Source organism: Bacillus cereus group sp. TH152-1LC (assembly GCF_027710505.1).
Lineage (GTDB): Bacteria > Bacillota > Bacilli > Bacillales > Bacillaceae_G > Bacillus_A > Bacillus_A mobilis.
Genome location: NZ_JAQFNK010000033.1, coordinates 1 through 25,272, shown reverse-complemented (window position 1 = coordinate 25,272; position 25,272 = coordinate 1). Strand labels below are relative to the sequence as shown.

Below are 25,272 nucleotides of genomic sequence, written 5' to 3'. Positions count from 1 at the left end.
GCCTCTACTATAATTAACATTGAATGAGCTTAGCTTAATAGTGATGTGGCCGTACCCCCTGGTACTCTCCTAATACGTTAGAACTTTTTTATAAAAGGTTGTAACGTCCTACGTTTTTGACCATTCTGTACAACGATAACTTTGGTTTATTAATTTCACTTGTAATCTGGTAGCCTAACCTCTGATACAATTTAATAGCAAGTTGGTTCTCTTTCTTTACTGTCAGAGAGCATTTGGCGAAGCCTTGCAGGGAAGCCTGTTCCTCGGCAAACTCAAGTAGTCTGGTACCTATCCCCAATCCACGACTTTCGGGCAATAAAGCGATTGTTCCGATGTGAAACTCGTCATCTTCTCCCTCCTTCAAGGTAATCATGGAATAAAGCAGTTTGATATTCCGAATGTTATAAACAACAAAATCCAACTTTCGGGATGAAAGCAGCTGTTTAAAAGTGGGCCAGGCAAGACGATTTAAAACGGGTACAGGATAGCAAGTAATCATCCCTAAAGTTTTCCCGTCCATTTGAGCTTCATAAGCGTATTGATGACTGAAACGGTTGTTCTCCTGCCGCCATAGCTTACAAAAAGTCCCTTCAACTGTGTTCTTCTCCTCAGATCCTGCAAGTGCAAATGCCATGTATTCTAATGCCATTACATTTAGCTGGGCACCGACCATGGATTGATAAACAGCCTTTACAATAGAGATTTTATTCATTTCCCAGTACTCCTTTTCGCTTTCTATATTATTGCTGTTAATTATCATGGATTTGTATCATTTCACTTCCCTCTCGACTCATCCTTAGCTTTGAAACCATAATAAAATGTATTTAAAACAAGCTCTGCAGCAGATTTTTTAGCCACATTTCCTTCATGTACCTGTTCCCAAGTATGGAAAAGCAGAGCATAAAGCGTATTCAAAATCCATTCGCTGCTAACTGTTTGCTGAAAGTAACCTTTTTGTTGTAACAGCTCAATAACGCGTCGTAAGGGTTCCCTCAGCTTCTCTTCGGCTTCACCTAATTCTTTGTTGTTAAATACAGATGCATCATGACCTAGAAAATAGATTTTGTCACCTAAAGGGATTAACGCTTCAATGAGTTCTGGGATATAGTTTTCGCTTCTATCCTCATTCAGTGGAATCTGGTTTACGGTATCACTTACCAATTGTATAGCTCGATGGCCCAAGAATAGCATCAATTTCTCTCTGCTTTCGACGTAGCGATGGAGTGTCGCAATGCCAATTTCCGCATATTCCGCAATTTCATTCATTGAAGCTGTAGGATTTTCAACAAGCAATATAGTAGCCGAATCAAGAATTGCGTTAAATCTCGCTTCCTTTAACGTTGATAAGTCTTTCTTCATCGTCAATCTCTCCCTTTTTCTATATAAAGTCGTCATTTTTTGATAGATAAATATATCATTTGATATAATGATATACAATCTCAAACAAAGTGTCCAGCTGGTGAATGTAGCTTTTCCAAAAGAAATATATTACTGAAACTGATAGTACTTTGAATGTTTCATTATTTAGATGACGATGAAGAAATTAATTTTTTGATGTAATAAATACAAAAGCCAAAGAAAATGGTACAAGTCGCTTTCTTAGTAGAGAAAATAATCACTTTAGCTGAGTATTTCAAGCTATTTTTCACTAATATGGTTATCCTTCTTTCCAATTTTCCAGCATTTTTTCATGACGAATTAATAATTACCGTAATTTTTCTGCTTACATTGAATCCGTTTGTACTTCATTTAATTACTGAATATTTTTTAATGAAGTTACTTTCTGCATCAAGTTATCGGTTTACTTTAAAATTAACTTCCGGGTATTTGCTCATAAGCCTTTTAAGGTTTGAGCCGTCATCCTTCTGCTTTACATACTGGTCAAAAAATGCCAGGCTGAATTCGTTAATAATGCGATGAACTTCCTTTGGATTTTCACCTGGGCCCTGCAACAGTGGGGAGAACAAATGTAAATCAGTGAAGCTTGTATGATCTGTATGAGGAATGACCATTGACATACCACCGCCAGCTAGCCCACGCCCATATCGCTCCGTCACTTTATCGGGATCTGCTTCATCAGGCTCTACGGCACTCATGAGCAGAAATGGTTTTCCAATCCCACTTTCAGGTAAAATTTCCCCATACAAAGCGCCATCCATATTGATAGCTGCTTTGACGCGAGAATCTTTTGTAAGTATTTGTGCTGTGGTAGCTCCACCGTAAGAGTGCCCAAACATTCCAATTCGTGTGGTATCAAGCCTTCCTGTAAAGAAACCGGTCTCATCGTTTTGGTTAAGTTTCTCTATCTGATTAAGCACAAAGGTGACATCTTCCTCCCATAATTTTATGTGGCTATCCCCTGCGTCATCAGTTAAATTGAAGGGCTGTACGTAAGCAACTCGACCATCTGGAAAGACGGTAGCTGCAGTATCAAAGGTATGATCGATACTTAGAACAATATAGCCTTGACTAGCCAACTCCTCAACTTCAAACGTGTTTTGATTACGAAAACCATTAAAACCATGAGAGAAAAGTAATATAGGATAATGATTCTCTGAGTTTGAGAGTTGTAAATCCATAAACGAATGAGATTTTACCAATTCTAAGTGGCTGAATGCAAATGCAGGAATGGACAATGTTTTTTCCAATCCCTTAGAGAGTTCATTTATGTTACGAATATAAGGTTCTTGATCCCCCTTGCTTTTTTCAGCTGCAGGATACCAAATTTGCACCATCAGTTCGCGTCGATCAGATGGATTTTGCGAATATGCTTCATTTCTTTGATGATCAACCCAATGATATAGCTTCGTACCGACCCTATGTGGGCCAGTTGGTTCTTCAAATGAAAATACTGGCATAAGTAAGGGTAGCGCAACTGCTACAGACAAATAGATGCACAACAACAAAGTTTTAACTATGAATATACCCCGGCTTCTAAAGCCCTTTTTCCGCCCAGCTAATAGATAGCATAAAATCAAGATAACTGGGGATGCATATGCCGGAATCATCTGCCATCTAAAACCTTCTACCAATAGCTGAACTGTAACCATTACAACAGCAACCAAAGTAGCTAATTTAGACCACTTTTTCGTTTCTCTGCCTACTAACAGTATCCAACTCAATAGACTAAAATTCACAACTATCAAAACGACTTCCCAGAAATTCATTGGCCTATCTCCTTTGAATGCATTTTACTTCTAATTAAAGAGGTAATTTTCAATCTGAGCAAAAACAGATGAAACACCTATATAGTTGCACCAATTATGCTTAATAATCGTTTCATATACTCCTTCTTCAAATTAAAAACTTAAAATGCCCAGCTACCTTTACGGAAAATTGGCTCTACAGTTCCATCTGGTAAAATACCATCGATGTCCATCTCACTGCTGCCAATCATAAAGTCCTCATGTGTTACTGAAATATTTGCACCTAATGTTTCGAGTTGATCGTTTTCTAAATCCCTTCCATCCTCTAAACAAGTTGGATAAGCTTTACCAATCGCTAAATGGTTCGATGCATTTTCATCAAACAATGTATTAAAATATAAAATCCCCGATGCTGAAATTGGCGATTCATGTGGTACAAGTGCTATCTCACCTAAATAGCAAGAGCCTTCATCCACATTAATAAGCCCCTGTAATAAATCATGTCCTATCTGTGCTTCAGCTTTAATAATTTTTCCTTCTTCAAATGTCAGTTTAAAGCCGTCGATAATATTCCCTTGATAGACTAATGGTTTTGTATTGCTTACATAGCCATTGACACCTTGTTTCATCGGTAACGTATAAACCTCTTCCGTCGGCATATTAGCCATAAAGATAGTATCTTCTGGCGTTTTACCACCTCCAGTAATCCATTTATGCTCTGGTGCTAATGCAATTGTTAAATCAGTGCCTGGTGCTGTATAGTGAAGCTTCGCATATTTTTTATTGTTCAGTAGGACCGCACGAGATTCTAGATTTGTTACATGTTCACGCCATTTTTCAATAGCATTGTCTTCACCGATACGAACAGTTTTAAAAATAGCCTCCCATAATGCTGCTACTTGCTCCTCAGCTGCTAAATTCGGGAACACCTTCGATGCCCACTTTGATGAGGGAACTGCTACCATCGACCAAGCTATTAAATCCTTCATTACGGCGTTGCGATTGTTTCCTAGAGCAGCTCCTGATACCTTTTGATAGGTGGCTAGACGATCAGCTGAAATACCTGCAAATTTATCAGGGTCTGTAGCATCTATTATTAATAATGCACCTTTACGTTCAATCAGCTCATCATTCATTTTGACTATCCATTCTGGGAAATGATTAAATTCCTCATCTGAGGCATGATCAAAGTAAGCACGATCCATTTCCTCATCAGAAAAATTAACATGAACACGCCCTGCTCCAGTCTTATAGGCCTCTTTCACAACTAAACGGACGAAATCCAATGCATCCACTGATGTATTGACTAATAAGTATTGCCCTGGTTGAATATTGACACCAATTTTCACCGTAAGTTCCGCATATGCTTGTAATTTTTCTTCAAAAGTCATATTATTTACCTCGCTTTTGTCCAATAATTTTTGAATTCCCCTCACTAGGCTTGCCTTCATACCATACTTTCTGAACAGTTTTTTCAGGATTTTCTCTTATCTATTTTTACGTTTTTCATCAAGATACGATAACAACTAATAGATTTTTCAATTCATTATTTATCTCTTGAAATTAATGTAGTTACTATACGAGAATATATTTCAATGAGTTTCGATGTTTTTACCAAATAATCCAATACAAGGGTATCAAACACTACATTAATTTATAGCGTTCTTTATTCTATAAGCTCACTCATTTCTTCCCAATCTTTTCAATGCTGCTGCACCTAAAGGCTTTCCATCAATGTGGCGTTTAACAATCTCAATCACTCCTTTCTCTGTACAAAGTCATTTTTGATAGATAAATCTATCATTTGATATAAATATAAATCATTCGAAGTGAATTATCAAGCTGTCACACTTATATTTTCAAATTTATGGTAGAAATATATATGAAAATGGATTCTATCAGAGGGAGTGGTAACTGAAAGATCTTTATGCACACATGAATATGAAATTACTGCTAAATATTAATGAGCCAATGTACTCTTAACTGGGTAAAAATCAGCTTTTTTGTCAAAATTTTCTCACATATATTTTCGTTAAAATGTGGGCGGTAGTGGACAGGGGTACTACGGGAGCGTGGAAAGGACACTGGATAGGAAAATTTGACTTGGATATTGATGGGTATCATATGGTAACTTATTAATTCATCAAATAATTTACTGATATTTCAAAAAACATAGCGTAAAATACGTTATTCTCCTCATGATAAGGTAAACAAATACCTCAAACGAGAAAATTGATCTCTTCAAATTGAAAATATATAAAATTCCTTTTTGGGGGTTTTATATATTTTTTTAGTTGATGACGATGTGATGAGACCCATAAAGAAAAGACACCCTAAGGTGCCTTCCTCCGACTTGAACCACTTTAATTTAATAATATGTATTGGACATTAAGTAAACACGTCCTATAAAACAGAATCATTTATTTTCAACAGATTGTTAGTGTACAAATACAAGAGAATCGAGATCGTTTGTTTGGCTAGATTAAAGCAACGCCACACCACACCTATATGGTTGAGATGTGTTACACCTTCTAATCGGAGAATCAGCTTTATAGAACGTATCCACAATTTATATTTTACTACATGTAATTTTTACAAATATGTATAATTACATAAAATTCACGAGAAAATGAGAGTATACTTTGATATTGTGTAATAAAGATAAGGCCCACCTACGGAAATAGGTGGTTTTTTTGTTGGGCATTACTATCTCATTGCACAAAAGGGAATTTGCATTAAAATAATATCATATTCTTTGAGTTCTTATATTGAGAAAAAAGACACTCTTATGAGTGCCCCTTTTTTTAGTAACCGAATCCGCCGCCCCAACAAACTACATCCTATAATGATTAACGGGATGAATAGAACAATCAGTAAATCAAATCCGTCACCTAACTGTCTACGCTTAAAGACTAAAGTTACCTTTAGCCCCCCAAGACTCACTACGAGCGAATGACTAGTTCTTACTCGACGGGAATACCACCCGTTATATGATACGACCTAGGACCGGCCGCACACCTGCCTCGTTAGTTAATATGAAAATGAAACCCAATGTCGTTCAAGCGAAAGTATAATCTTGGTTTGGAAATATACAACTGTTTGGACATAAAAAAGACCATCGAAATGATGGTCTTGCAGACTGTAGACAAATGCATAAAATAACGAATGAACCTTTCTCTGAACACTTACTTTACTTCTTTTATAAATAGTCTAACGTTTTCAGCGATTTCTTTGAATTTGGTATGGTGTAAATAATGTGATCCATCCATAGTTACTACTTTTCCATGTACCGAGTCTTTGATCTGCCCTTCATGCAGAGGTATCCATCCTGCTACATCTTCATTATTCGCTTGTACAAAGAGCAGAAGTGGAAGATATTTAGGGAAGATTAAACCTTGAGCCCCTTTAAAATTAGACGAAATATGGTCCATCTCATTCAAGGTTGTGTCATTATACATGTTTTTATTCGAAATCATTTTCATTTGCTCTACGGTTTTTTCATCAAATGCCAGTCCAGCATAGGGGTCAGCACTAATTTTCATAGCCAATCTTAAGAGACCTGATTTTTTGAGATATGCAAACGTTTTTAATGGGAAATTGATATCCATACCCGGTTGTGTTGCAACACTGCTATCGATTCCGACAAATGCAGTCACCTCGTTTGGATATTTGTTCACATAATCAATTCCATAAATACCTGTAATGGAGTGGCCCATGAGCATGTATCTGTTAATATTAAGCTGCTGTAGAGCTTCATGAACTTCACTTACCATATTCTCCGTGATTCGCTCTTTTACAGTTTCATCACTTAATCCATAACCGAAAGGTTCTACCGCAACAACTTTGTAAAATGGAGATAATTCATCGATAAGAAGCTTAAAATCAAGCCCTGGAGTAGCTGTTCCATAACCAGGCAGGAGCACGATCGTTTCCTCGCCCTCACCTTGAATTAACACATTCATGTTTTTCCCGTCTACAGATACGTGCTGCCCGTAGGGCACTATTCGTTTTTGCTCCGAATGACTACTCATCACATTTACGATATAAACAATACCTAAAAAAAGTACAATGGCTAGAACGATTGCTCCTATGATTTTAAGTAAGATGTTTCGCACTTTCTTTATTTTCATTCCACTCAGCGTTTTCTTTTCCTCTTGTTGTGTCACTGTCATCTTCTCCTGTCCTGATCTGTTTGCCTTCCTTCATGTGCCTGTAATGAAAACTTAACCAATGAAGATGTACTCGCCATGACGACAATATGAACTGAATATGAACTGCCAAAAAAAATGCTACGGCTCTATATACAAGTAAGCTTGCATATGAATCGTAGCATAGAGAATGAACCTAACTAATCTGTTGGTGTAGTGATTGGCAAGGTGACAATGAAGGTCGTTCCTTGACCAAGTTCACTTTTCACTCGGATGTCACCTTGATGAAGCGACACGATCTGTTTAACGATAGCGAGTCCCATACCACTTCCGTCATACTTACGACTATGGGAACGATCGACCTAAAAAAAACGCTCGAATATACGCTTCTGGTCGTCAAGGTGAATACCAATACCAGTGTCGGATATTAGGATTGTGACGTTTTTGATATCTTGTTTGATACTTACGTTAATCACGCCGGTATCCTCGGAAAATTTGATGCTATTTCTGAGGATATTCGTCCATACCTGATTTAACAGGTCATGATCAGCCGTTACTTTAACTGTCTGTAAATCAAGCTCGAAATGTATATCGCGAGCAGACCATTGTGGCTGGAGCGCCACGATTATTCGTCGGATTTGTTCATCGAGGCTGAGCGTGACGAGCCGCAGTTGCTTTGACTGCGATTCAAGAAAACTCAGCTTTAGCAGGTTATCGCTCATTTTGGACATCCTTTTCGCTTCAGCGATGATAATATCAAGATAACGGCTTCGTTCGTATTCTGAAAGGTCAACTTGCTTAAGCACTAGGGCATAACCGGATATCGAAGTGAGCGGAGACTGAACCTCGTGCGACACGTTCGTTACGAATTCCCTGCGCATCTGCTCAAGTTGCTGCAGATCGTGCATCATTTCTTCGAAGCTGCGAGCCAAAGTACCCAGCTCACTCGTTTGCTTAATATTCAACTTGACGTTGAAATCTCCAGATGCTATCCGCCTGGTCGCTTTTGTCAGCTTTTTTATCGGTCTTACCAGGAATACAGAGGCAACTAGAATCAATATGCTTCCTGCAATCAACGAACATGTTGCAAAGACCAATGCCCACTTTGTGACAAAAGAGGCTGAAGGAGGGGCGAGCGCTTCCAAAAATATCGCTTTCGTTCCCATTTCCGTTTTCAACGGCAACCCTAAGAGGACCGTGGCAATACCATTAGGAGTCTCCTGAACAACACCTCCATCTAATACTTTCTTTAGTTGCTCCATCGTCACAGTCGCAGGTTTGTGTCCGTGAAGTTTACCGTAAGACTTGAACTGACCCGTTGCTTCGTAAATTCGAATATAATAAGAATCGAGCTGCTTCATTTCACTTACGAACAAGTCCGCTTCACGCAACGGAAAGGTCTTGTAAATCCGGACGATGTCTTGGCCAAAGTTACGTGAGTTGATTTGAGCGTTTTCGTTCAATTTATCTTCGAATATCCAAGTTGACACCAAAAAAGAAATAATCGTGCCCCCGATGATGGAGACTAAAAATGTCAGGACAACACGTATATATAAGGATCTGATCATTCATAAACCTCAAGCCGATACCCAAGCCCGCGCACCGTTTCGATCCGAAAATCGGGTGTTGTCGCGAACCGTTCACGCAGCCGTTTAATATGTACGTCTACCGTTCGATCATCTCCGGTGTAATCGATACCCCAAATCTGATCGATCAACTGCACGCGCGTATAGACTTGTCCGGGTGTTCCAGCGAGCTTATACAGCAATTCGAACTCCTTTAGTGGCAACGTAAGCGACTCCGTCCCTTTCATCACCTTATAGGTCTGTCGATCAAGGATGACGTTCCCTAAATGGATTGTCTGCGTGGAGCCAATCTTGTATCGTTTGAGTAGTGCCCTAACACGAACCGTCAACTCTAACGGATCGAATGGTTTGGTTAAATAATCGTCCGTCCCAAGTTCGAAACCTTTCACTTTCTCCCATGTTTCTCCTCTTGCAGTCAGCATAAGTAAAGGTAGATCAGGATTGGCTCTTCGGAGCTCCTTGCTTAACGTCCAACCATCCATAATCGGCATCATAATGTCAAGTACGACAAGATCGACATTCGTTGAGATGTAGACAGCTAATGCTTCCTTGCCATCCGCTGCTTCAGCTGTTGCGAATCCGTCGTTGCGTAGAAATAAACAGACGAGTTCGCGAATGTTCGCATCGTCGTCAGCAACTAGTATAGTAGGCATCGGTTCCCTCTTTTCTCTGTTTTCCACCGCATTATTTCAAGCAATTATTATACTATAAATTAACACGTATGTTGATTAACCAAAGTAATACAGTTTCTTGATTTATCGACCTGTAGAATTCAAGTGTTTCTTTCAAACCAATTTGCCACTCAATTGACAAGGCTTCACAAAGAAACAGGCGTGTGAAACCTACAAATGACAAGTATTTATTTTTTCTTTTGGCCTTGTGCACGAAGAAATTTCAGCAAAGCATAGGCAATTATAGCTGTGAATAACTGATTGAACAACGCATTGGATGTTGTGCCAAACAATACGGAAACGTTCAAATTCAGCTAAATCCAGCGGAAAAATGATTCAATTTCCCAGCGCTATTTGTACATGCGGCGATTCCTTCGGACAGATAGATTGGTAGAACGCACATTCCCCAAACTACTCCAGTAATTACACCATCTGAAATAACACGTCCCATACCCACTAATTATTTTTCGTCAAATGCGTAAATGACGTGTCAACTTTGATTGCACATTCGTTCCAAATCATTACTTGTTAATTTAAGTTAACTATGGTCCTCCTCATGAATTTTATTCATGCCTTCATTATATTTCTTCGTTTTATTTAATGCCATTACCAACATACAATAAGTGCATGCTCTATTATATGACCCTTGACAAGGGATATATTTTTTATGGACGGATAAAGTGAAATGCAAAAAATTTTAGTTACAGGTGCTGCAGGTAAGATTGGCCAAGATGTTACAAGATTCCTAGATAAGCAAGGAAATTACCAGTTACGGCTAGCAGATATTAACTTATCTGCTTTAGAAACTTTTAAAGATATAAATCATGAAATCATATATTTAGATATTTTTGATTTAGCTGCTTGTCAAGAATTTACGAAAAGGATAGATATAGTTATACACTTGGCAGGTAATCCTTCGCCAAATGCTGATTTTTATGGCTCCTTATTAGAAAATCATATAAAGGGAACCTATAATATTTTTAGAGCTGCTAGTGATAATAATGTATCCAAAGTGATAGTCGCTTCCAGTACTCAAACAATTGAAGACTATCCTTTGGATTATCAACCACATGCTTATTCACCCACGAGGCCCAAAAATATGTACGGGATAAGTAAGTGTTTTGCAGAGGCTGTTGCTTCTTATTTTGCTTATGAAGAAGGGTTACAAAGTCTTGCTATTCGTATAGGTGCATATGATGATTATAATCCATATGGTAAACCACTAACAGCTAGAGATATGAGTGCATACTTAAGCCCAGAAGATTTTATGGACCTTCTTTTAAAGTCGATGACGGCAAAGAACTTACCTCCATTTTCAATTTTACATGGTGTATCTAACAACAGGTTTAAACGAATTGATATTGAAGGAACAAGAAAGTTAGTTGGTTATAGCACAAGTTCTGATGCTTTTGTACTAAGTGGTATTAAGTTCTTTGATTCTTGATAAAGGCATATCTAGAAAAGAGATTATATTATTGTTATTTAGCTTTTATTTGTTCTATTTTCAATAGCTTCAGTTTCTATAATCATAATATTATAATTTTATCAGATAGGACACACTATTCTTCTGTCTCATTTGTGGAACAACTCTATCGTCACCACTAGTTCCACAGATGTTCTTTTCCTTTTCAACATAATGGGGGAGCACCATCAAAACGCGAATTTCGTACGCTAAGCAAAATTTCATAAGAAAAAGCCGATTTCCAGTACTCTAAGAGAATAATTGGCTTCTTACTGTTAAGTTGTTTGTAGTGATTGTAGGGAGTCTAATGATGCAATTTCTTTTATACTAAATCGGTATTTTCCTAGAATATTAATGTGTTCCCATTCTGATGGAGAAATATATTTCAATAATTCTTCATTAAGATGGGAATTAAATAATTCAACTTTCGCACCTATAAAATAAGCTGGGAGATTTAGCAATATTGAATTTAGAGTCTATCAATTGTGTACTGTACAACTTGAGTAAGATGAAAAACACCTCGATCCTTAGTATAGTGAGATTACCTAGAAATCACTACCACAGAAGAGGTGCCTTAACTACAATAGCTCAAAATAACCAATATCATCAACTACCAAAAGAACTTAATTCTATTTTTTCCGAGCTTGAAATGAAGATTCCGCTAAGGATGCAGTCTATCGCTTCTTATAAACGGTGCAAATGTTCAATTGGCACCCTTTCCTGCTGCTGTTTAGTATGAATGCGATTAAAAAAGTAACTCGACTTACGAAAAAAACACTCCAAAGTGTTGATTGTGCTTATCATCGTAACTGCAGTAAAAAAGTTGAATTGCTAGCACACTATTTTGACACCTTGGTTAACTATTCCACCTTTGAAGTATTTCCTGTTTTTAATCAATGAGTAAGGGGCAAAATTTAAAGTATCTGGTGGCACTATTTGTACTTCTTTCTGTAATCTCTACTCATCGAATAAATTTAGAGCTATCACTCATGCCTTCAGTTGAACACCCCGATGACTGAACTAAGATAAGTTATGGATGAAGCGCCCGTGCCATCGCATCAAAATAATTCTGACTGGCACGCTGACTCACTTCGGCTTCAGGCACAAGTACTTCAAAGCAATGGAAGCAGCCGGGGTAGAGATGAAATTCAACATCTACTCCTGCTTGTGCAAGTCGTGTTACATATTCCATAATTTCATCTCGGAATAAATCGAGTTGACCTACACATGTATAAGTTGGTGGTAGTCCTGCTAAGTTGTCTGCTCTCGAAGGTACGGCATAGGGAGATTGTTCGTTAGTATCGTTCTTCTTTCCCAAGTACATATTCCAAGCCGTTAAATTGTTTGATCTATTCCATGTTGCATTTTCTTCTATAATCTCATAGCTTGATGGTGTTACGTTGTGGCTATCAAGCATCGGATACAGCGGCATCTGAAAAATAATAGATGGACCTCCTTTATCACGAGCCATTAATGCAAGCGCTGCTGTTAGCCCACCACCTCCACTTGCGCCGGCGATCGCAACTCGATTTACATCAATTCCAAGCGAGTCTGCCTCATTTGTCATCCAAACCAAGCCTGCATAACAATCTTCAATAGCCGCTGGATAAGGATTTTCGGGCGCAAGTCGATAATTGACAGACACAACAACGCATTCAGCAGTCTGAACAAAGCGTTCACACAAAACATCGTCCATATCAGGGTGGCCCATTACGTATCCACCACCGTGAATCCACAGCATAGCTGGAAGTTTATCAAGATTTTTCTCAACGGGTTCATAAATTTTAACTAACATCTCGCCGGCTGCGCCAGGAATCATTCGCTTGGTCATGTATACAAGCTCTGATTTTTCCAAATGTGGATTCGACAAGAGACTTCGACTCGCCTCCAAATCCCCCTCTAATTGAAAGCCTGGAAATTGTGAGAAAGCCTGTTTTAATTCTGGTAATACTCGACTGTCAATTTTCATATAAATTCCTCCAATTAAATAATGAAACTTGATGCAATCCTTATGGAATAATTAACGGAATAGATGTGTCTCCTGTTCTCCTTCAGCTTCCCATTTGGCAATTTCCTCTCTTACACGAGGGGCAACTTCTGTTCCAAGCAATTCTATGGCACGCGTGACTTGATCATGTGGCATGGTACTTAATGGTACATACATCATAAAGCGTGTAATCCCTACATGCTTACGAAGATGGATGATTTTTTCGGCGACTGTATCTGGATCACCAACATACAACGCCCCTTCAAAACTTCGTGCAGTATCAAAGCTGGAACGATCATAATAAGGCCACCCCCGCTCTTTACCAAGTTTATTCATGCCTGCCTGAGTGGAAGGGAAAAATGTATCTGCTGCCAATTCCGTATTCTCTCCAACAAATCCAATCGAATGAGACCCCACCTGAAGTTTTGATACATCATGACCAGCGTGAGCCGCCGCTTTCTTATATAGTTGTACAATTCGTGCAAAGTGCATTGGGCTACCACCAATAATCGCCAGCATAAGTGGTAATCCCAGAAAACCGGCACGGATAGCAGATTCCTGATTCCCACCGCTACCAACCCATATCGGTAAAGAATGTTGAACAGGTCTTGGATACACACCTAAATTATTGATTGCCGGTCGATGTCTGCCTTCCCAAGTCACTTTTTCGGACTGACGTATTTTGAGCAGTAGGTCCAAATGTTCTTCAAACAGTTCATCATAGTCCTTCAATTCATAACCAAACAGTGGAAAAGATTCGATAAAGGAACCACGCCCCGCCATAATCTCTGCACGTCCATTTGAAATGCCATCCAGTGTAGAGAAATCCTGAAAAACACGCACAGGATCAGCTGAAGAAAGCACGGTTACTGCACTCGCAAGCCGTATCTTTTTCGTTTGTGGTGCCGCCGCTGATAGAACCATCGCTGGAGAGGATGCTGCATAATCCTCCCTATGGTGCTCACCAACACCAAACACATCAAGTCCTACTTGATCAGCAAGAACGATTTCTTCAACAACTTCACGCAATCGCTGTGCGTGACTTATCACTTCACCACTATGTACATCTGGTTTCGTTTCTACAAAAGACGTAATACCTATTTCCATTTGTTATCTCTCCTAGTCCAATTAGATTTTAAGTCAAAAAAATTAATCATTTCCTTTATGGAAGTAACGTGTTTCTCATATTGGCTAACACACGTTTATTTCATAAAATCTTAACTCGTCTGGTCATAGCCCAAAAAAGAAGAGCGAAAGCACTGACAGAGGCTCCGAGTAAGGAAACCCCTCCCCAGCCAAAGTGTGCGTATATTTGAGTCGACGCAATTGAACCACCAGCACTGCCGATAGAATAAAACACCATATATCCAGCAGTAAGTCGACTCCATGCTTCTGTATGCAATGGAAGGATCATGGTTTGATTCGTGACATGTATTGCCTGTACGGCCAAATCAAGTAGAACTATCCCTATTACTAATGCGATTAACGACTGCTCTATATAACTGATGAACAACCATGAAATCAATAATAGAGCTAAAGCAATGCCTGTCGTTCGTTGTCCGTAACCTTGATCGGCCAATTTCCCTGCCCGTGCCGCAGCTAAGGCTCCAGCCACACCTACAAGACCAAATGCGCCAATTGCACTATGAGATAGAGCAATTGGCGGTGTACTAAGTGGCAGTACTAGTGAAGTCCACAAAATGCTGAAATCAGCAAAAATCAGCATGGCTAGAACAGAGCGAACGCGTAACGTTCGTTCTTGAATAAACAAAGCAAGCACCGATCTAATCAACTGAGGGTAAGATAGCGATTTTACCTCGCGCTCAACATTGGGCAACATCTTTATAAACATAAAAACCATCAAAAGCATGAGCGCAGCAGAAAATAGATATACAGAACGCCATCCCGCAACATCTGTTAATATACCCGCAAAAGTACGCGCAAGAAGTATGCCACTAACAATCTCCCACTTGTTACAATGCCAACGAAACGTCCTCTTTCTGTAGGGGAAGCGATGGTCGCTGCAAACGCCACGAGAGTCTGTGTCACAACTGCAAGCAGACCCACCAAAGCCATACCTGCAAAAAGTACTATGCTGGAGGAAGCAGTACCAACTATAACCAGAGCTGTTGTAGATAATAGCATCTGACCGACAATTAGACGTCGCTGGTTTAGCAAATCTCCAAGTGGTACGAGTAGCAGTAAGCCCACTCCATAAAAAATTTGTGTAACGGTAATAACAACACCAATAATGGAATGGTTAATACCAAACTCATTAGATAGTTGATCAAGCAACGGCTGTGCAAAGTAAATATCGGCAACAGACATTCCACAGGCAGCCGCAAACAATAATGCCAAAGCGTGAGACATGGATGGCTGTTGATTCAAATTAGGTTTTGTTATGGAAGATTTATGACTTATCTTAGTGTAGAGTGGATCATCTTCTATATTTGTCTCTGTTTTGAACATACCTTGACCTCCAATCACATTAGATTTTTAACCATAACATACCGTTCAGTACAATATGATTATTGGTAAATATAACTTAGTCTTATTCATGATGTCAACGATTTTTTTGCACTAAAATTTATGTTGTATTAACTGAATGGAGCTTGATTTGACATGAAGAATGGCTAATTATATAATAATTACATACTGTTTGGTAATAAAAAAACCAATTGTAATTACCTACACACCTATCCTAAAACAATTAATAAAATCAAAGTTTGAAGAGGAGAATTCTTAATGGCAAGAACCCGTGAATTTGATGAGGATCAAGTTTTAGATGCAGCAATGCAGTTATTTTGGGAGAAGGGATATGAGGCTACCTCATTAAGTGATCTTACTTCTAGAATGGGCATTCAACGCCCTAGTATTTATTCGGCTTTTGGAGATAAGAAAGAATTGTTTGAAGCCGCACTTCGCAGGTATACAATGTCTCGGGCATCTGATATACGAAACAGGCTTCAAAGTCACTCCTCTGTAAAAGAGGCATTTTCTATTTTCTTTGCCGATGTCGTCAATGAAGAATACACAGGGGATCTTAGTAAAGGTTGTTTTTGTATCAATACAATGGTTGAACTAGCACCTCATGATGAGAGATTTGAAATTTTGACCAGAGAACATCAAATGTACCTCGCCGTCATTTTTCAGGAGACGATCGAACGAGGAATCCAATCAGGTGAGCTGGAAGTCAACACAGATGCAAAGTCTTTGGCACAGGCAATGATTGTATCGTTAATCGGTCTAACGGTTATGATGAAATCTCGCCCCCAACGTTCATTTGTCGACAATGTAATAGCAGCGACGCTCACATTACTTAAGTGACATAATTGTATTTAAAAGTACGAAAACCATACCTTTATAGGGGTAACGTCAAATCTCCATCAAATCAAAATCTCATACCACCTCCAGAACGGAAATTTTATGCATGTTGTTCGTATTTATTGTTTGGGGATAAATCGTTCTTTAAGCTTGATGGCGATATGTTGGGCCCTTATATAAAAAAACCACAGTTCACACCAAAACTGTGGTTTTTTTATATAAGGAATTACATGAATCATAAATCACTGTCTAAATTGTACTCCTCATTTATCAATATCTGTATCTAGTTTTCAACTTCGTAACAGAGCTAAGTTTAATTTCTTACAGAATGAAACCAAGGCAATTGTTTAACACATGTATCGCCATAACATATGCAAGGGATCTTTTAGAAATCAGATAAGCAATAGTAAGTATCACCGCGCCTGGTAAATAAATGGCATAATCCGAAAGCTGGTTCGTATGAAGGAATGTAAAGATTAGAATCGAAATGATAGATGCAATAGCAGTACCAATATAATGTGAAAAGCGATTTATTAAAATATGACGAAACACAATTTCTTCAAGTATTGGACCCAGAATACCAAATACAAGCAATGTAAATATAATAGGTACCTCCGCACCTGCTTCAAGGAGCTGTTCTTGGTTCTCTGGCTGACCAGTTGCTAGAAAATGCATAATAGAATTTTCAATAATTACCATAAGTAAAACCACCATAGGAATACTTACTATTTTCAAAATTGTTTTCTCTTTAAAATATACAAAACTCTCAATAATTTCGTTCTTAAATAAAATTATTCCAACAATAGCAGGTACAGTAAAACCAATGGCACCAAGAGCAAATTCTGATTCAACTAAATTGGTGTTAGTTAAAAGTGATATGCCAAATAATATGAACAAACCCATTTGAAATGGTAAGAACAGTGTTAAAATTACTAGCATAATAAGTTCTTTTTTATTCATTTTTATAAAGTTCATTTTATTATCCTCCTAATTAAATTACCTACAATCTTTGATTTTTCTTTCCGCATAAAGTTCTCCTTCTAAATATATTCATATAAACAAACGAACCGAACAGTCCGGTCCGGAGTCTAATGATACTATAAGTTTCTAGTTTTTTAAACCCTTTTTACAAATGATTAACAAAATAGAAAAAAGCAAATATATTTATAACTCAGTTTCTTATTTACAATCAAATTTCAGTACTCATTAATTATTTCTTTTATAGAATGAAGTAATCAGGCTTTTACCCACAGGAACTGCGAGAGGTAATATTATATAAGAAGTGAAAGTGGGAGTAGTTCAAACACTTTAGCTAAACATATTGATAAAGATTATATATAATACTCATATGTCTATGCACTAAAATTAACTATATATTTTTACATCTTCTACGATTTTAGGTAAAATTAGTTGTATAATATGACTGAATTAACCAATTGGTCATATTATAATTGACAGAAAATTCATTCGAATAATGCAGATAATATAATTTAATTAACCTCAAACTGTATTGTTTTAGGTTCCTATAAGATAGGGAATGATAAAATATTTTTACTTTAAACTTATTTTTACTTACAATAAAAATTCAAGAAAAATCATAGTAAAAATCACCTTAAATATTAAGTTCGTTTTATTAGGAGGGCCACAAAGCATGACTAAAGTTGATAAGGTAAAAGAAAAGATTATTGAAACATCTTTATATTTATTTAATACTAATGGGATAACTTACACATCCATCCAGGATATAATGACAGCTACTGAACTATCTAAAGGAGCTATTTATCGTAGATTCAAAAATAAAGAAGAAATTGTCCTTGCTGCCTACGACAAAAGTGGTGAGATTATGTGGGGGCATTTTCATAAAGCAATGGAAAATAAAAAGACAGCAATCGATAAAATCCTTGCCATTTTCCTTATATATCAAGATGCAGCTAATAATCCCCCTATTGCTGGAGGCTGTCCATTGCTTAATAGCGCAATTGAAAGTACTGGAGTATTTCCAGAATTACAAAAAGCAGCAGCAAAGGGTTATGATGATACAGTAATGTTAATGGCTTCTCTCATAAAAGAAGGAATAGAGAAACAAGAACTTAAAGAAGATATGGACATTATATCGCTCGCTTCTTTTCTTGCATCTTCAATGGAGGGCGCTATTATGGCAAGTCGAGTATCGAACGATAATATACACCATCAGTATTTTATTGAACAAATAAAACATCATCTTCTCACTTATTCTAGATAAGTGAGAACTTGCATTGCTTTTATTCCATTTTTAATAGCCTTAAATTGAATACACCCCTCTCATAAAAAGTATTTTCTGTTTATGAGAGGGGTGTATTCATATATTTATATAAAAACTGACTTATCGCTAGTAAGTAGGAATTTCATTTATCATTGTATATTCTGCACATACCTCTCCTTGTTATCCTACCCTTAAAATAAAAAATGACATTCCTTCCGTAACATTAAAAAAGATCTTCAAATTTTTAGATACTCCTACTGTCGGCGTTCAAAAGCAAGACGTACAGCAAGACCGGTTAATACACTTGCCATAAGCCAACGCTGTACTCGCAGCCACGTTGGGCGTGTGCCAAACCATGTAGCCATTTTACTTGCTGTAAACACAATTAGAAGGTTGACTATAAAACTAACAGTAATTTGCGTAAGGCCTAAAACTGCACCTTGTATAAGCAACGATCCCTTCTCAGGATCTTCAAATTGAGGTAACAGTGACACATACAAAATAGCAATCTTTGGATTTAGCAGGTTAGTCATAAGTCCCATTAGAAATAATTTCCGTGGTGGCTCATTAGAAATAGTACGAGGTTCCATAATAGAAGTAGCACCCGGTTTTATCGAATTCCAGGCGAGCCAAAGTAAATACGCAGCACCTGCCCACTTGACCGCTTCGTAGACAGCAGGTACTGCAAGGAATAAAACTGTAAGTCCGAACATAGTTGCGATTATATAAATTACAAATCCGAGCATAATGCCCAAGAGAGAAATAAATCCCGCCATACGTCCTTGCGTAATGGAACGAGAGATAAGATAAATCATATTAGGCCCAGGTGAACAAACCATGCTAAGTGAAACAATTGCAAATGCTAACAAAGTACTAAAGCTGACCATAACCCTTCCCCCTTCATGTTACATAAAACTTCCTATTGTAAATCTTATCATGACTGAGGAAAGAAAAGATCAATTAAGTTAAGCTTTAAAAGTACCCTATCCATATTGACACTACAGCAACTACTAACAAAGCAAAACAAATTGTGATATTTCGAACCTACTTTTGTACATCCTCAAAATACCGCTCTATAAATAAAGCGTAAATATAAACCATAAGAAGTAGAACAACGAAAGTAAAGGACCCCCATTTATCGTTAAATTTTTCATTGGTATATGTGCTTACATGAAGGAATAGAAAAACAAACGCTATTATGAATAGCTCAAATATCCTTTTTTTATTCACCCCGCCACCACCTTACAATAATTCCCTTTTATTCCATTTTAACAGAACATAATGTGTAGCAGTATATGAATATTATATTCATGTCAAAAAGGCTAACAATTCAAAATTGTTAGCCTCTACTTTCCATATTCGTACCTTTTATCACTTTACTTCCTAACAACTGGGATCCACATTTCACCAAATACTAAGCCGTCACTTTGCCCCATCTCAACTGTTGTATTTGGCCCACCAACATAAGCAAAGTCCGTTGCTTCTCGTAAAGCTTGACCGAAGGCGATACCAGTAAGCTTATTACTTAGCTCTTCAGCCGTTTTGTCTTCCCCTTTCACTACTAAGTATTCTCCCTTCGGAAACTGGATCACTCTAGATTCTTCTTCTATTTGTGCTTCTGTCATGACACCAGCATAATACATCATCTTGTTATTCACTGCTTCGCTCACAGAAAAAATGTATTCGTTTGTAGCTAGAGCTTTTAAAGTGTCCAACCTTCCATCTTCTTTAACAGCTGACCAAAAGTCTTCCTTTTCTTTATTGATTCCAGCAAAGTCTGTATAGTCACTCTTAATTTCAGTTCCAATACCTAACACAATAAAGCTATCTTTTTCTTCTATCGTATAATTTTTCATATTCAATACCTTCCTTTTTTTAAAATGAATCAAACGATTTATCTTTTCATCTGATGAGTTTATAATAACTTTAAATCATGTCAAAAAATGATACTGTTTAGGAGACTCCAATGAAAAAAGTTGAACGGATTAATACAATTATGCGGTATATCAACAATCGCTCCCACTTTACAATTAATGAAATCATACGAGAATTTAACATATCACGATCGACAGCTATTAGAGATATTAGAGAAATTGAAGCTATGGGCATGCCACTTGTCGCTGAAGTTGGGAGAACTGGTGGCTATTTTGTCATGCATAATTCTATCCTGCCCGTTGTTCGCTTTACTGATAACGAAGTCAAAGCTCTTTTTATTGCCTTTATGGCTACAAGAAACCAACAACTTCCCTATTTAAAAAGTCGCCAATCTTTAGCCGAAAAACTACTAGGTCTCATTTCAGAAACCCAGCAAGATGACCTTGTTCTTTTAAATCAACTTTTTCTTTTTGAAGGGACTAACCCTCATAATCCCGATCTACTGGAGCTTTCTGACCTCCCACACCCTATGTTAGAAAAACTCATCCAAATCCTTCTTTCGGATAGACATTTATTGATTACCGTCAAAGAAGAAGAAATCAAGTCTTATCCAATTTATCTATTACACCTTTATCAAGAAAAAAGCCATTGGATCATTGAAGGATTTGACTTAAAAGAAGAAAAGAAGCTGATTTTTCCTGTCGATGACCTCATCAATATTGAACCATACACGACGAAAAAAAGGTTAAGTAAAAAAAAGATTTTAGAAAAACTAAGTAGGAAGGACGAAGTAATTAATCTTGTACTTGAACTTGGGCCGAAAGCGATTGCCCAGTTCAAAAAATACCACCCTTTCAAAGTTTCAATATCTTACACAAATCCTTACCAATCTACAGCCATTTTAAAAATATTTATCGATGTTAATAATTCCGATGAAGTGACAGGGATAGCAAATTGGCTGCTTTTCCTAGGAAAGGATATTACGATCAGGAAAATGCCTGAAGAAGTATTAAACGATTTACAAGAGCGACTATCCTTATATTGCCCTTGAGCGATAATCCGTTAAATCAAAAATATTGAGTTTAATTCGTTAACAGTTGCCCATATTTTTTACCGTGAGAGCACAATACATAATAAAAGCACGGAAAACCTCCCGTGCTTTTTCAAATATATATGATTTCGAGTGACTTAATTCACTTATCCTAACTGACGTTTAAATGCTTTACTAGCGAAAAAATAAGAGATGATCATGATGCCTACGCACCAAGCGAGTGCAATCCATATATCGTTGCCAACAGTACCTTCATATAAAAGGGCACGAATCGCATTCACGATTGAAGTTACAGGCTGATTCTCAGCAAACGCACGAACAATTTTAGGCATCGTTTCAGTAGGTACGAAGGCTGAACTAATAAATGGAAGAAAAATTAGCGGGTACGAGTAAGCTGTCGCCCCTTCCATAGACTTCGCTTTCAGCCCTGGAATGATAGCTAGCCATGTGAGTGCTAACGTAAACATCCCCAGTATTCCAGCTACTGCAAGCCAATCTAGCATATTAGCACTTGAACGGAAACCCATTAAGAGTGCAACAAGAATAACCACCACGATAGTAAGCACATTAGCAACAAGAGAGGTTAAAACGTGAGCCCACAATATCGATGAGCGCTTAATAGGCATCGTAATGAAACGTGCCATCAGCCCACTCTTTACATCCGTAAATAATCGTACAGAAGTGTAAGCTACACCGGATGCGATAGCCATTAGCAAAATTCCCGGCAATAAATAATTAACGTAGTTATCCGTTCCTGTCTTTATTGCACCGCCACACGTAGACAAATAATAGCATCATCATAATCGGTGTAATCGCTACTGTAATAATTGTATCTGGACTTCGCATAATATTGCGCATTAAGCGCCCTAGTAATACCCCTGTTTTGCTTTTCATTTACATCTCCTCCTTTTTACCGATAATCGCAAGGAAAATTTCTTCCAATGTTGGCTGCTTCTCGATATACTCTACTTTTGCTGGCGGGAACATCTCTTTCAGTTCAGTAAGAGTACCCGTCGTGATAATTTTTCCGCCATGCAAAATAGCGATACGGTCAGCCAGTTGTTCAGCTTCCTCCAAGTACTGAGTTGTGAGCAAGATCGTTGTACCGCTGCCGGCAAGTTCCTTGACTGTCCACACTTCGATCCGTGCTTCCGGATCAAGTCCAGTCGTTGGTTCGTCAAGAAAAATAACTGCTGGCGCCCCGATCAAACTCATCGCGATATCAAGCCGGCGCTTCATCCCGCCTGAATACTGATCTGCCCTTTGGTTGGCCGCATCTGTCAGGCTAAATCTTGCAAGTAAATTGTCAGCGACTTGGGCGGGACTAGAAACACCACGTAACTTGGCGATCATTATCAAGTTTTCCCTCCCAGTAAGCATGCCGTCTAAAGCTGCGAACTGTCCTGTCAAACTGATGCTTTGACGAACATGATCTGATTGACGCTGGACGTCAAAACCGCAAATACTTACTTCACCATCATCTTGTTTCATTAACGTCGAAAGGATATTGACTGTTGTCGTCTTTCCCGCTCCATTTGAACCTAGCAGCGCGAAAATTTCACCACGCTGCACCTCAAAATCCACTCCCTTTAAGACTTCTTTATCTTTAAAAGATTTTTTTAACCCTTTTACAGAAATCACTGCGTTGCTCATACTTTTTCCCCCTTATTAAAATAGGTTACCTACAACCTCTATTTAGTATCACTGATAATCTGTACTACTTAGTAGTGGTGTGAAAATAGAACTGAATAGCGATGGCGGCAATCCACATTTGTAACCAGCTAATCAATCGGTATTACTAATTGCATTTATTTTTTTCTCAATTTCTTCATAATACTTTCATTCAAATCTTCACGATACTTAGAGACATACGTTTTAGCGTTTGCCACTAGTTCGTCAGCAAATGATGCTACGTCCTCCCCAGTAATATCAAGCACTTGTCTGCCTTCCGCTGCACCAGCTTCAAACAAATCGATTAATTCATACTGTATGTGTAGCATATCCATCCCGTTTCCTGCTGAGAAATTCCACATGTAGTTTTGAATTTTCTTAAACACAAACTGATAGTCTTCCGGTAGTGCTGCAACACGTGCCATCATCATTTTGTATTCTTTTTTATCACCAATTAATTTTTTAAACATTTCCAACATCTTATTTTCCTCCTTTTTTATAAAGCAGAACAAGAAACTCTCCAATTATGGGCCGAAACATTTTATATTATGAAGCTAGTTTGACTTCAAGACGTTAATTTTTGAAGATACAAAATCCCATTTTTTCCAAAACAATTCAAGCTCCTGACGGCCATCCTCATTTAATGAATAAAACTTACGAGGCGGTCCCATATCTGATGGTTTCTTTTCAATATTCACAAGCTTTTTCTTTTCTAATCGTACGAGGATAGTATAAACCGTCCCTTCTACAACTTCAGTAAACCCAAGATCATTCAGGTGGCGGGTAATCTCATAGCCATACGTTTCTCGGCGGCTAATGATTTCCAGCACACACCCTTCCAGTGAACCTTTCAGCATTTCAGTTAAATTTTCCATATCCTGATCCTCCTTTACCCCCTATTCTGTCTGACTTATATTCAGTATCACAGAGTACTAAGGCGAATTTTTACTGAATAGTTTTTGAGTGAAATTACACTATTCAGTATTACTTATTACAACTACATTGTACGACTAAGTAGCTGTGAATGTCAACTGATTTTCAAAATTTTTCTAAAATCCGCTATTACCTATCGTTTACTGAAAATATTTTGAGAAACAACGCTACTCAGTATCACCTACTACTTCTACATTGTATGACTGAGTAGTTGTAAATGTCAACTCGATTTTTATATTTTTCTAAAATCAACTATTACCTACCCCTCTAAGAAAAGAAAATACCCCAAAACAAATATTCTACATTTTTGTTTTGGGATGCTATAGACTAGCTCTTCTTCTTAATAAGACAAATCATCCTTTTATTACGATAACATCATTTCCATATCTTCCGCTGCATTTGTAATCAATTTCAAACCGAATGTTTCTTGTAATACATCAAGCACGCCAGGTGAAATAAATTCAGGCGCCTTTGGACCGATGCGAATATCTTGAATGCCAAGACTAAATAGTCCAAGTAAAATCGCAACCGCTTTTTGTTCAAACCATGATAGGACAATACTAACTGGCAATTCGTTCACTTCGCATTCAAATGCATCTGCTAAAGCGGCTGCTATTTTCACTGTAGAAATTGAATTATTGCATTGCCCTAAGTCAATGTAACGTGGAATCTCTGTACCAGGTACAACACCGTAATCCACATCATTAAAGCGGAACTTCCCGCAAGAAGTCGTTAAAATAACTGTTTCTGGCGGCAGTGACGTTGCTAATTCACGATAATATTCTCCGCCTTTTCCCGGGGCATCACAACCTGCGATAACAAAGAAACGCTTAATCTTCCCTTCTTTTACTGCCTCAATAATTTCCGGAGCTAATGATAATACTGTATTTTAATCCACCATCAGATATTAGACGTTAAAAAGTTAAAAACGTTTATACAACAAGCCTTGCATTTCATCTACAATTTTTCTTTATCGATAAAAAACGTTTTTGAAAGCAAAATATGTGGGCAAAATGTGGGCGGAAATAACCAATACAACAAAAGAGCACAGCGTGTATATATCGTGCGCCAACACTTTATATACCGTCCACCTGACACAACCAGGTAAACACTTGCTATACTCTCATGAGTTATTTTACATCATGTAGGGTCTATTAAGCAACGTTTACCAAATTG

The 25,272-nt window shown here is 37.8% G+C and carries 19 protein-coding genes and 6 pseudogenes; 4 read left to right on the top strand and 21 right to left on the bottom strand.

The annotated features are described in order from the left end of the window. Positions 1-88 precede the first annotated feature (88 nt). The 9 genes and pseudogenes from PDL00_RS32180 to PDL00_RS32140 form a co-directional block, all read right to left on the bottom strand. A complete protein-coding gene (locus PDL00_RS32180; RefSeq protein WP_270733612.1) occupies positions 89-712 on the bottom strand; it encodes a GNAT family N-acetyltransferase in 624 nt (207 codons plus the stop codon). Between the two features lie 62 nt (positions 713-774). Then, positions 775-1,359, bottom strand: coding sequence for a TetR/AcrR family transcriptional regulator (locus PDL00_RS32175; RefSeq protein WP_270733611.1), 585 nt, complete (start codon positions 1,357-1,359; stop codon positions 775-777). A gap of 434 nt (positions 1,360-1,793) precedes the next feature. Further along, the gene (locus PDL00_RS32170; RefSeq protein ID WP_270733610.1) at positions 1,794-3,167 is read right to left on the bottom strand and encodes an alpha/beta hydrolase family protein; all 1,374 of its coding nucleotides are present in this window, start codon (positions 3,165-3,167) and stop codon (positions 1,794-1,796) included. A gap of 140 nt (positions 3,168-3,307) precedes the next feature. Then, positions 3,308-4,537, bottom strand: a complete 1,230-nt coding sequence (locus PDL00_RS32165; RefSeq protein WP_270733609.1) for an aminopeptidase — start codon at positions 4,535-4,537, stop codon at positions 3,308-3,310. Between the two features lie 1,372 nt (positions 4,538-5,909). Continuing rightward, entirely contained in the window at positions 5,910-6,089 is a 180-nt protein-coding gene (locus tag PDL00_RS34950) for a YjcZ family sporulation protein (RefSeq protein ID WP_442868354.1), read from the bottom strand. A gap of 242 nt (positions 6,090-6,331) precedes the next feature. Further along, positions 6,332-7,312: an alpha/beta hydrolase gene (locus PDL00_RS32155; RefSeq protein ID WP_270733607.1), complete on the bottom strand. Its 981-nt coding sequence runs from the start codon at positions 7,310-7,312 to the stop codon at positions 6,332-6,334. A 182-nt stretch (positions 7,313-7,494) separates the two neighbouring features. After that, positions 7,495-8,862: pseudogene (locus PDL00_RS32150) on the bottom strand (sensor histidine kinase). Further along, complete coding sequence (locus PDL00_RS32145) at positions 8,859-9,533, bottom strand: response regulator transcription factor (protein ID WP_270733605.1); 675 nt, start codon at positions 9,531-9,533, stop codon at positions 8,859-8,861. The pseudogene PDL00_RS32150 and the gene PDL00_RS32145 overlap by 4 nt, the downstream one beginning before the upstream one ends. A 385-nt stretch (positions 9,534-9,918) precedes the next feature. Further along, positions 9,919-10,089 (bottom strand): annotated as a pseudogene (locus PDL00_RS32140) (GNAT family N-acetyltransferase); the annotation flags it as partial. Between the two features lie 147 nt (positions 10,090-10,236). On the opposite strand from PDL00_RS32140, the gene PDL00_RS32135 reads away from it, so the two are divergent. After that, on the top strand, positions 10,237-10,995 hold the full coding sequence (locus PDL00_RS32135) for an NAD-dependent epimerase/dehydratase family protein (RefSeq protein WP_270733603.1): 759 nt from the start codon (positions 10,237-10,239) through the stop codon (positions 10,993-10,995). Positions 10,996-12,043: 1,048 nt separating this feature from the next. On the opposite strand, the gene PDL00_RS32130 is transcribed toward PDL00_RS32135, so the two are convergent. The 3 genes and pseudogenes from PDL00_RS32130 to PDL00_RS32120 all read right to left on the bottom strand — a co-directional run bounded on the left by PDL00_RS32130 (position 12,044) and on the right by PDL00_RS32120 (position 15,469). Next, positions 12,044-12,982: an alpha/beta hydrolase gene (locus PDL00_RS32130; RefSeq protein WP_270733601.1), complete on the bottom strand. Its 939-nt coding sequence runs from the start codon at positions 12,980-12,982 to the stop codon at positions 12,044-12,046. Positions 12,983-13,033: 51 nt separating this feature from the next. Continuing rightward, positions 13,034-14,107, bottom strand: coding sequence for an LLM class flavin-dependent oxidoreductase (locus PDL00_RS32125; protein ID WP_270733599.1), 1,074 nt, complete (start codon positions 14,105-14,107; stop codon positions 13,034-13,036). A 100-nt stretch (positions 14,108-14,207) separates the two neighbouring features. Next, positions 14,208-15,469 (bottom strand): annotated as a pseudogene (locus tag PDL00_RS32120) (MFS transporter). Positions 15,470-15,745: 276 nt separating this feature from the next. Here PDL00_RS32120 and PDL00_RS32115 point away from each other — a divergent pair. Next, the gene (locus tag PDL00_RS32115; RefSeq protein ID WP_270733597.1) at positions 15,746-16,327 is read left to right on the top strand and encodes a TetR/AcrR family transcriptional regulator; all 582 of its coding nucleotides are present in this window, start codon (positions 15,746-15,748) and stop codon (positions 16,325-16,327) included. Positions 16,328-16,645: 318 nt separating this feature from the next. Here PDL00_RS32115 and PDL00_RS32110 read toward each other — a convergent pair whose 3' ends face one another. Next, positions 16,646-17,299, bottom strand: a complete 654-nt coding sequence (locus tag PDL00_RS32110; protein ID WP_270733595.1) for a CPBP family intramembrane glutamic endopeptidase — start codon at positions 17,297-17,299, stop codon at positions 16,646-16,648. 676 nt (positions 17,300-17,975) lie between these two features. Here PDL00_RS32110 and PDL00_RS32105 point away from each other — a divergent pair. Next, positions 17,976-18,566, top strand: a complete 591-nt coding sequence (locus PDL00_RS32105) for a TetR/AcrR family transcriptional regulator (protein ID WP_270733593.1) — start codon at positions 17,976-17,978, stop codon at positions 18,564-18,566. Between the two features lie 254 nt (positions 18,567-18,820). Here PDL00_RS32105 and PDL00_RS32100 read toward each other — a convergent pair whose 3' ends face one another. The 3 genes and pseudogenes from PDL00_RS32100 to PDL00_RS32090 form a co-directional block, all read right to left on the bottom strand. Continuing rightward, a complete protein-coding gene (locus PDL00_RS32100; protein ID WP_270733591.1) occupies positions 18,821-19,453 on the bottom strand; it encodes a LysE family translocator in 633 nt (210 codons plus the stop codon). Positions 19,454-19,538: 85 nt separating this feature from the next. Next, a pseudogene (locus tag PDL00_RS32095) lies at positions 19,539-19,796 on the bottom strand (DUF3963 domain-containing protein). Between the two features lie 146 nt (positions 19,797-19,942). Beyond that, entirely contained in the window at positions 19,943-20,422 is a 480-nt protein-coding gene (locus tag PDL00_RS32090; protein WP_132136519.1) for a GyrI-like domain-containing protein, read from the bottom strand. A 110-nt stretch (positions 20,423-20,532) separates the two neighbouring features. Between PDL00_RS32090 and PDL00_RS32085 the strand changes: the two genes are divergently transcribed. Further along, positions 20,533-21,492, top strand: a complete 960-nt coding sequence (locus tag PDL00_RS32085) for a helix-turn-helix transcriptional regulator (RefSeq protein WP_242257306.1) — start codon at positions 20,533-20,535, stop codon at positions 21,490-21,492. Positions 21,493-21,638: 146 nt separating this feature from the next. On the opposite strand, the pseudogene PDL00_RS32080 reads toward PDL00_RS32085, so the two are convergent. From PDL00_RS32080 to PDL00_RS32060, 5 genes and pseudogenes are all read right to left on the bottom strand, one after another. Next, a pseudogene (locus PDL00_RS32080) lies at positions 21,639-22,386 on the bottom strand (ABC transporter permease). Further along, a complete protein-coding gene (locus PDL00_RS32075; RefSeq protein WP_270733588.1) occupies positions 22,387-23,145 on the bottom strand; it encodes an ABC transporter ATP-binding protein in 759 nt (252 codons plus the stop codon). A gap of 155 nt (positions 23,146-23,300) precedes the next feature. Then, positions 23,301-23,642 (bottom strand): DUF1048 domain-containing protein, encoded by a 342-nt coding sequence (locus PDL00_RS32070; RefSeq protein WP_000891984.1) that lies wholly within the window; start codon positions 23,640-23,642, stop codon positions 23,301-23,303. Between the two features lie 75 nt (positions 23,643-23,717). Then, entirely contained in the window at positions 23,718-24,038 is a 321-nt protein-coding gene (locus PDL00_RS32065) for a PadR family transcriptional regulator (RefSeq protein WP_000429486.1), read from the bottom strand. Between the two features lie 422 nt (positions 24,039-24,460). After that, a pseudogene (locus PDL00_RS32060) lies at positions 24,461-24,985 on the bottom strand (hydroxylamine reductase); the annotation flags it as partial. Positions 24,986-25,272: the final 287 nt, after the last annotated feature.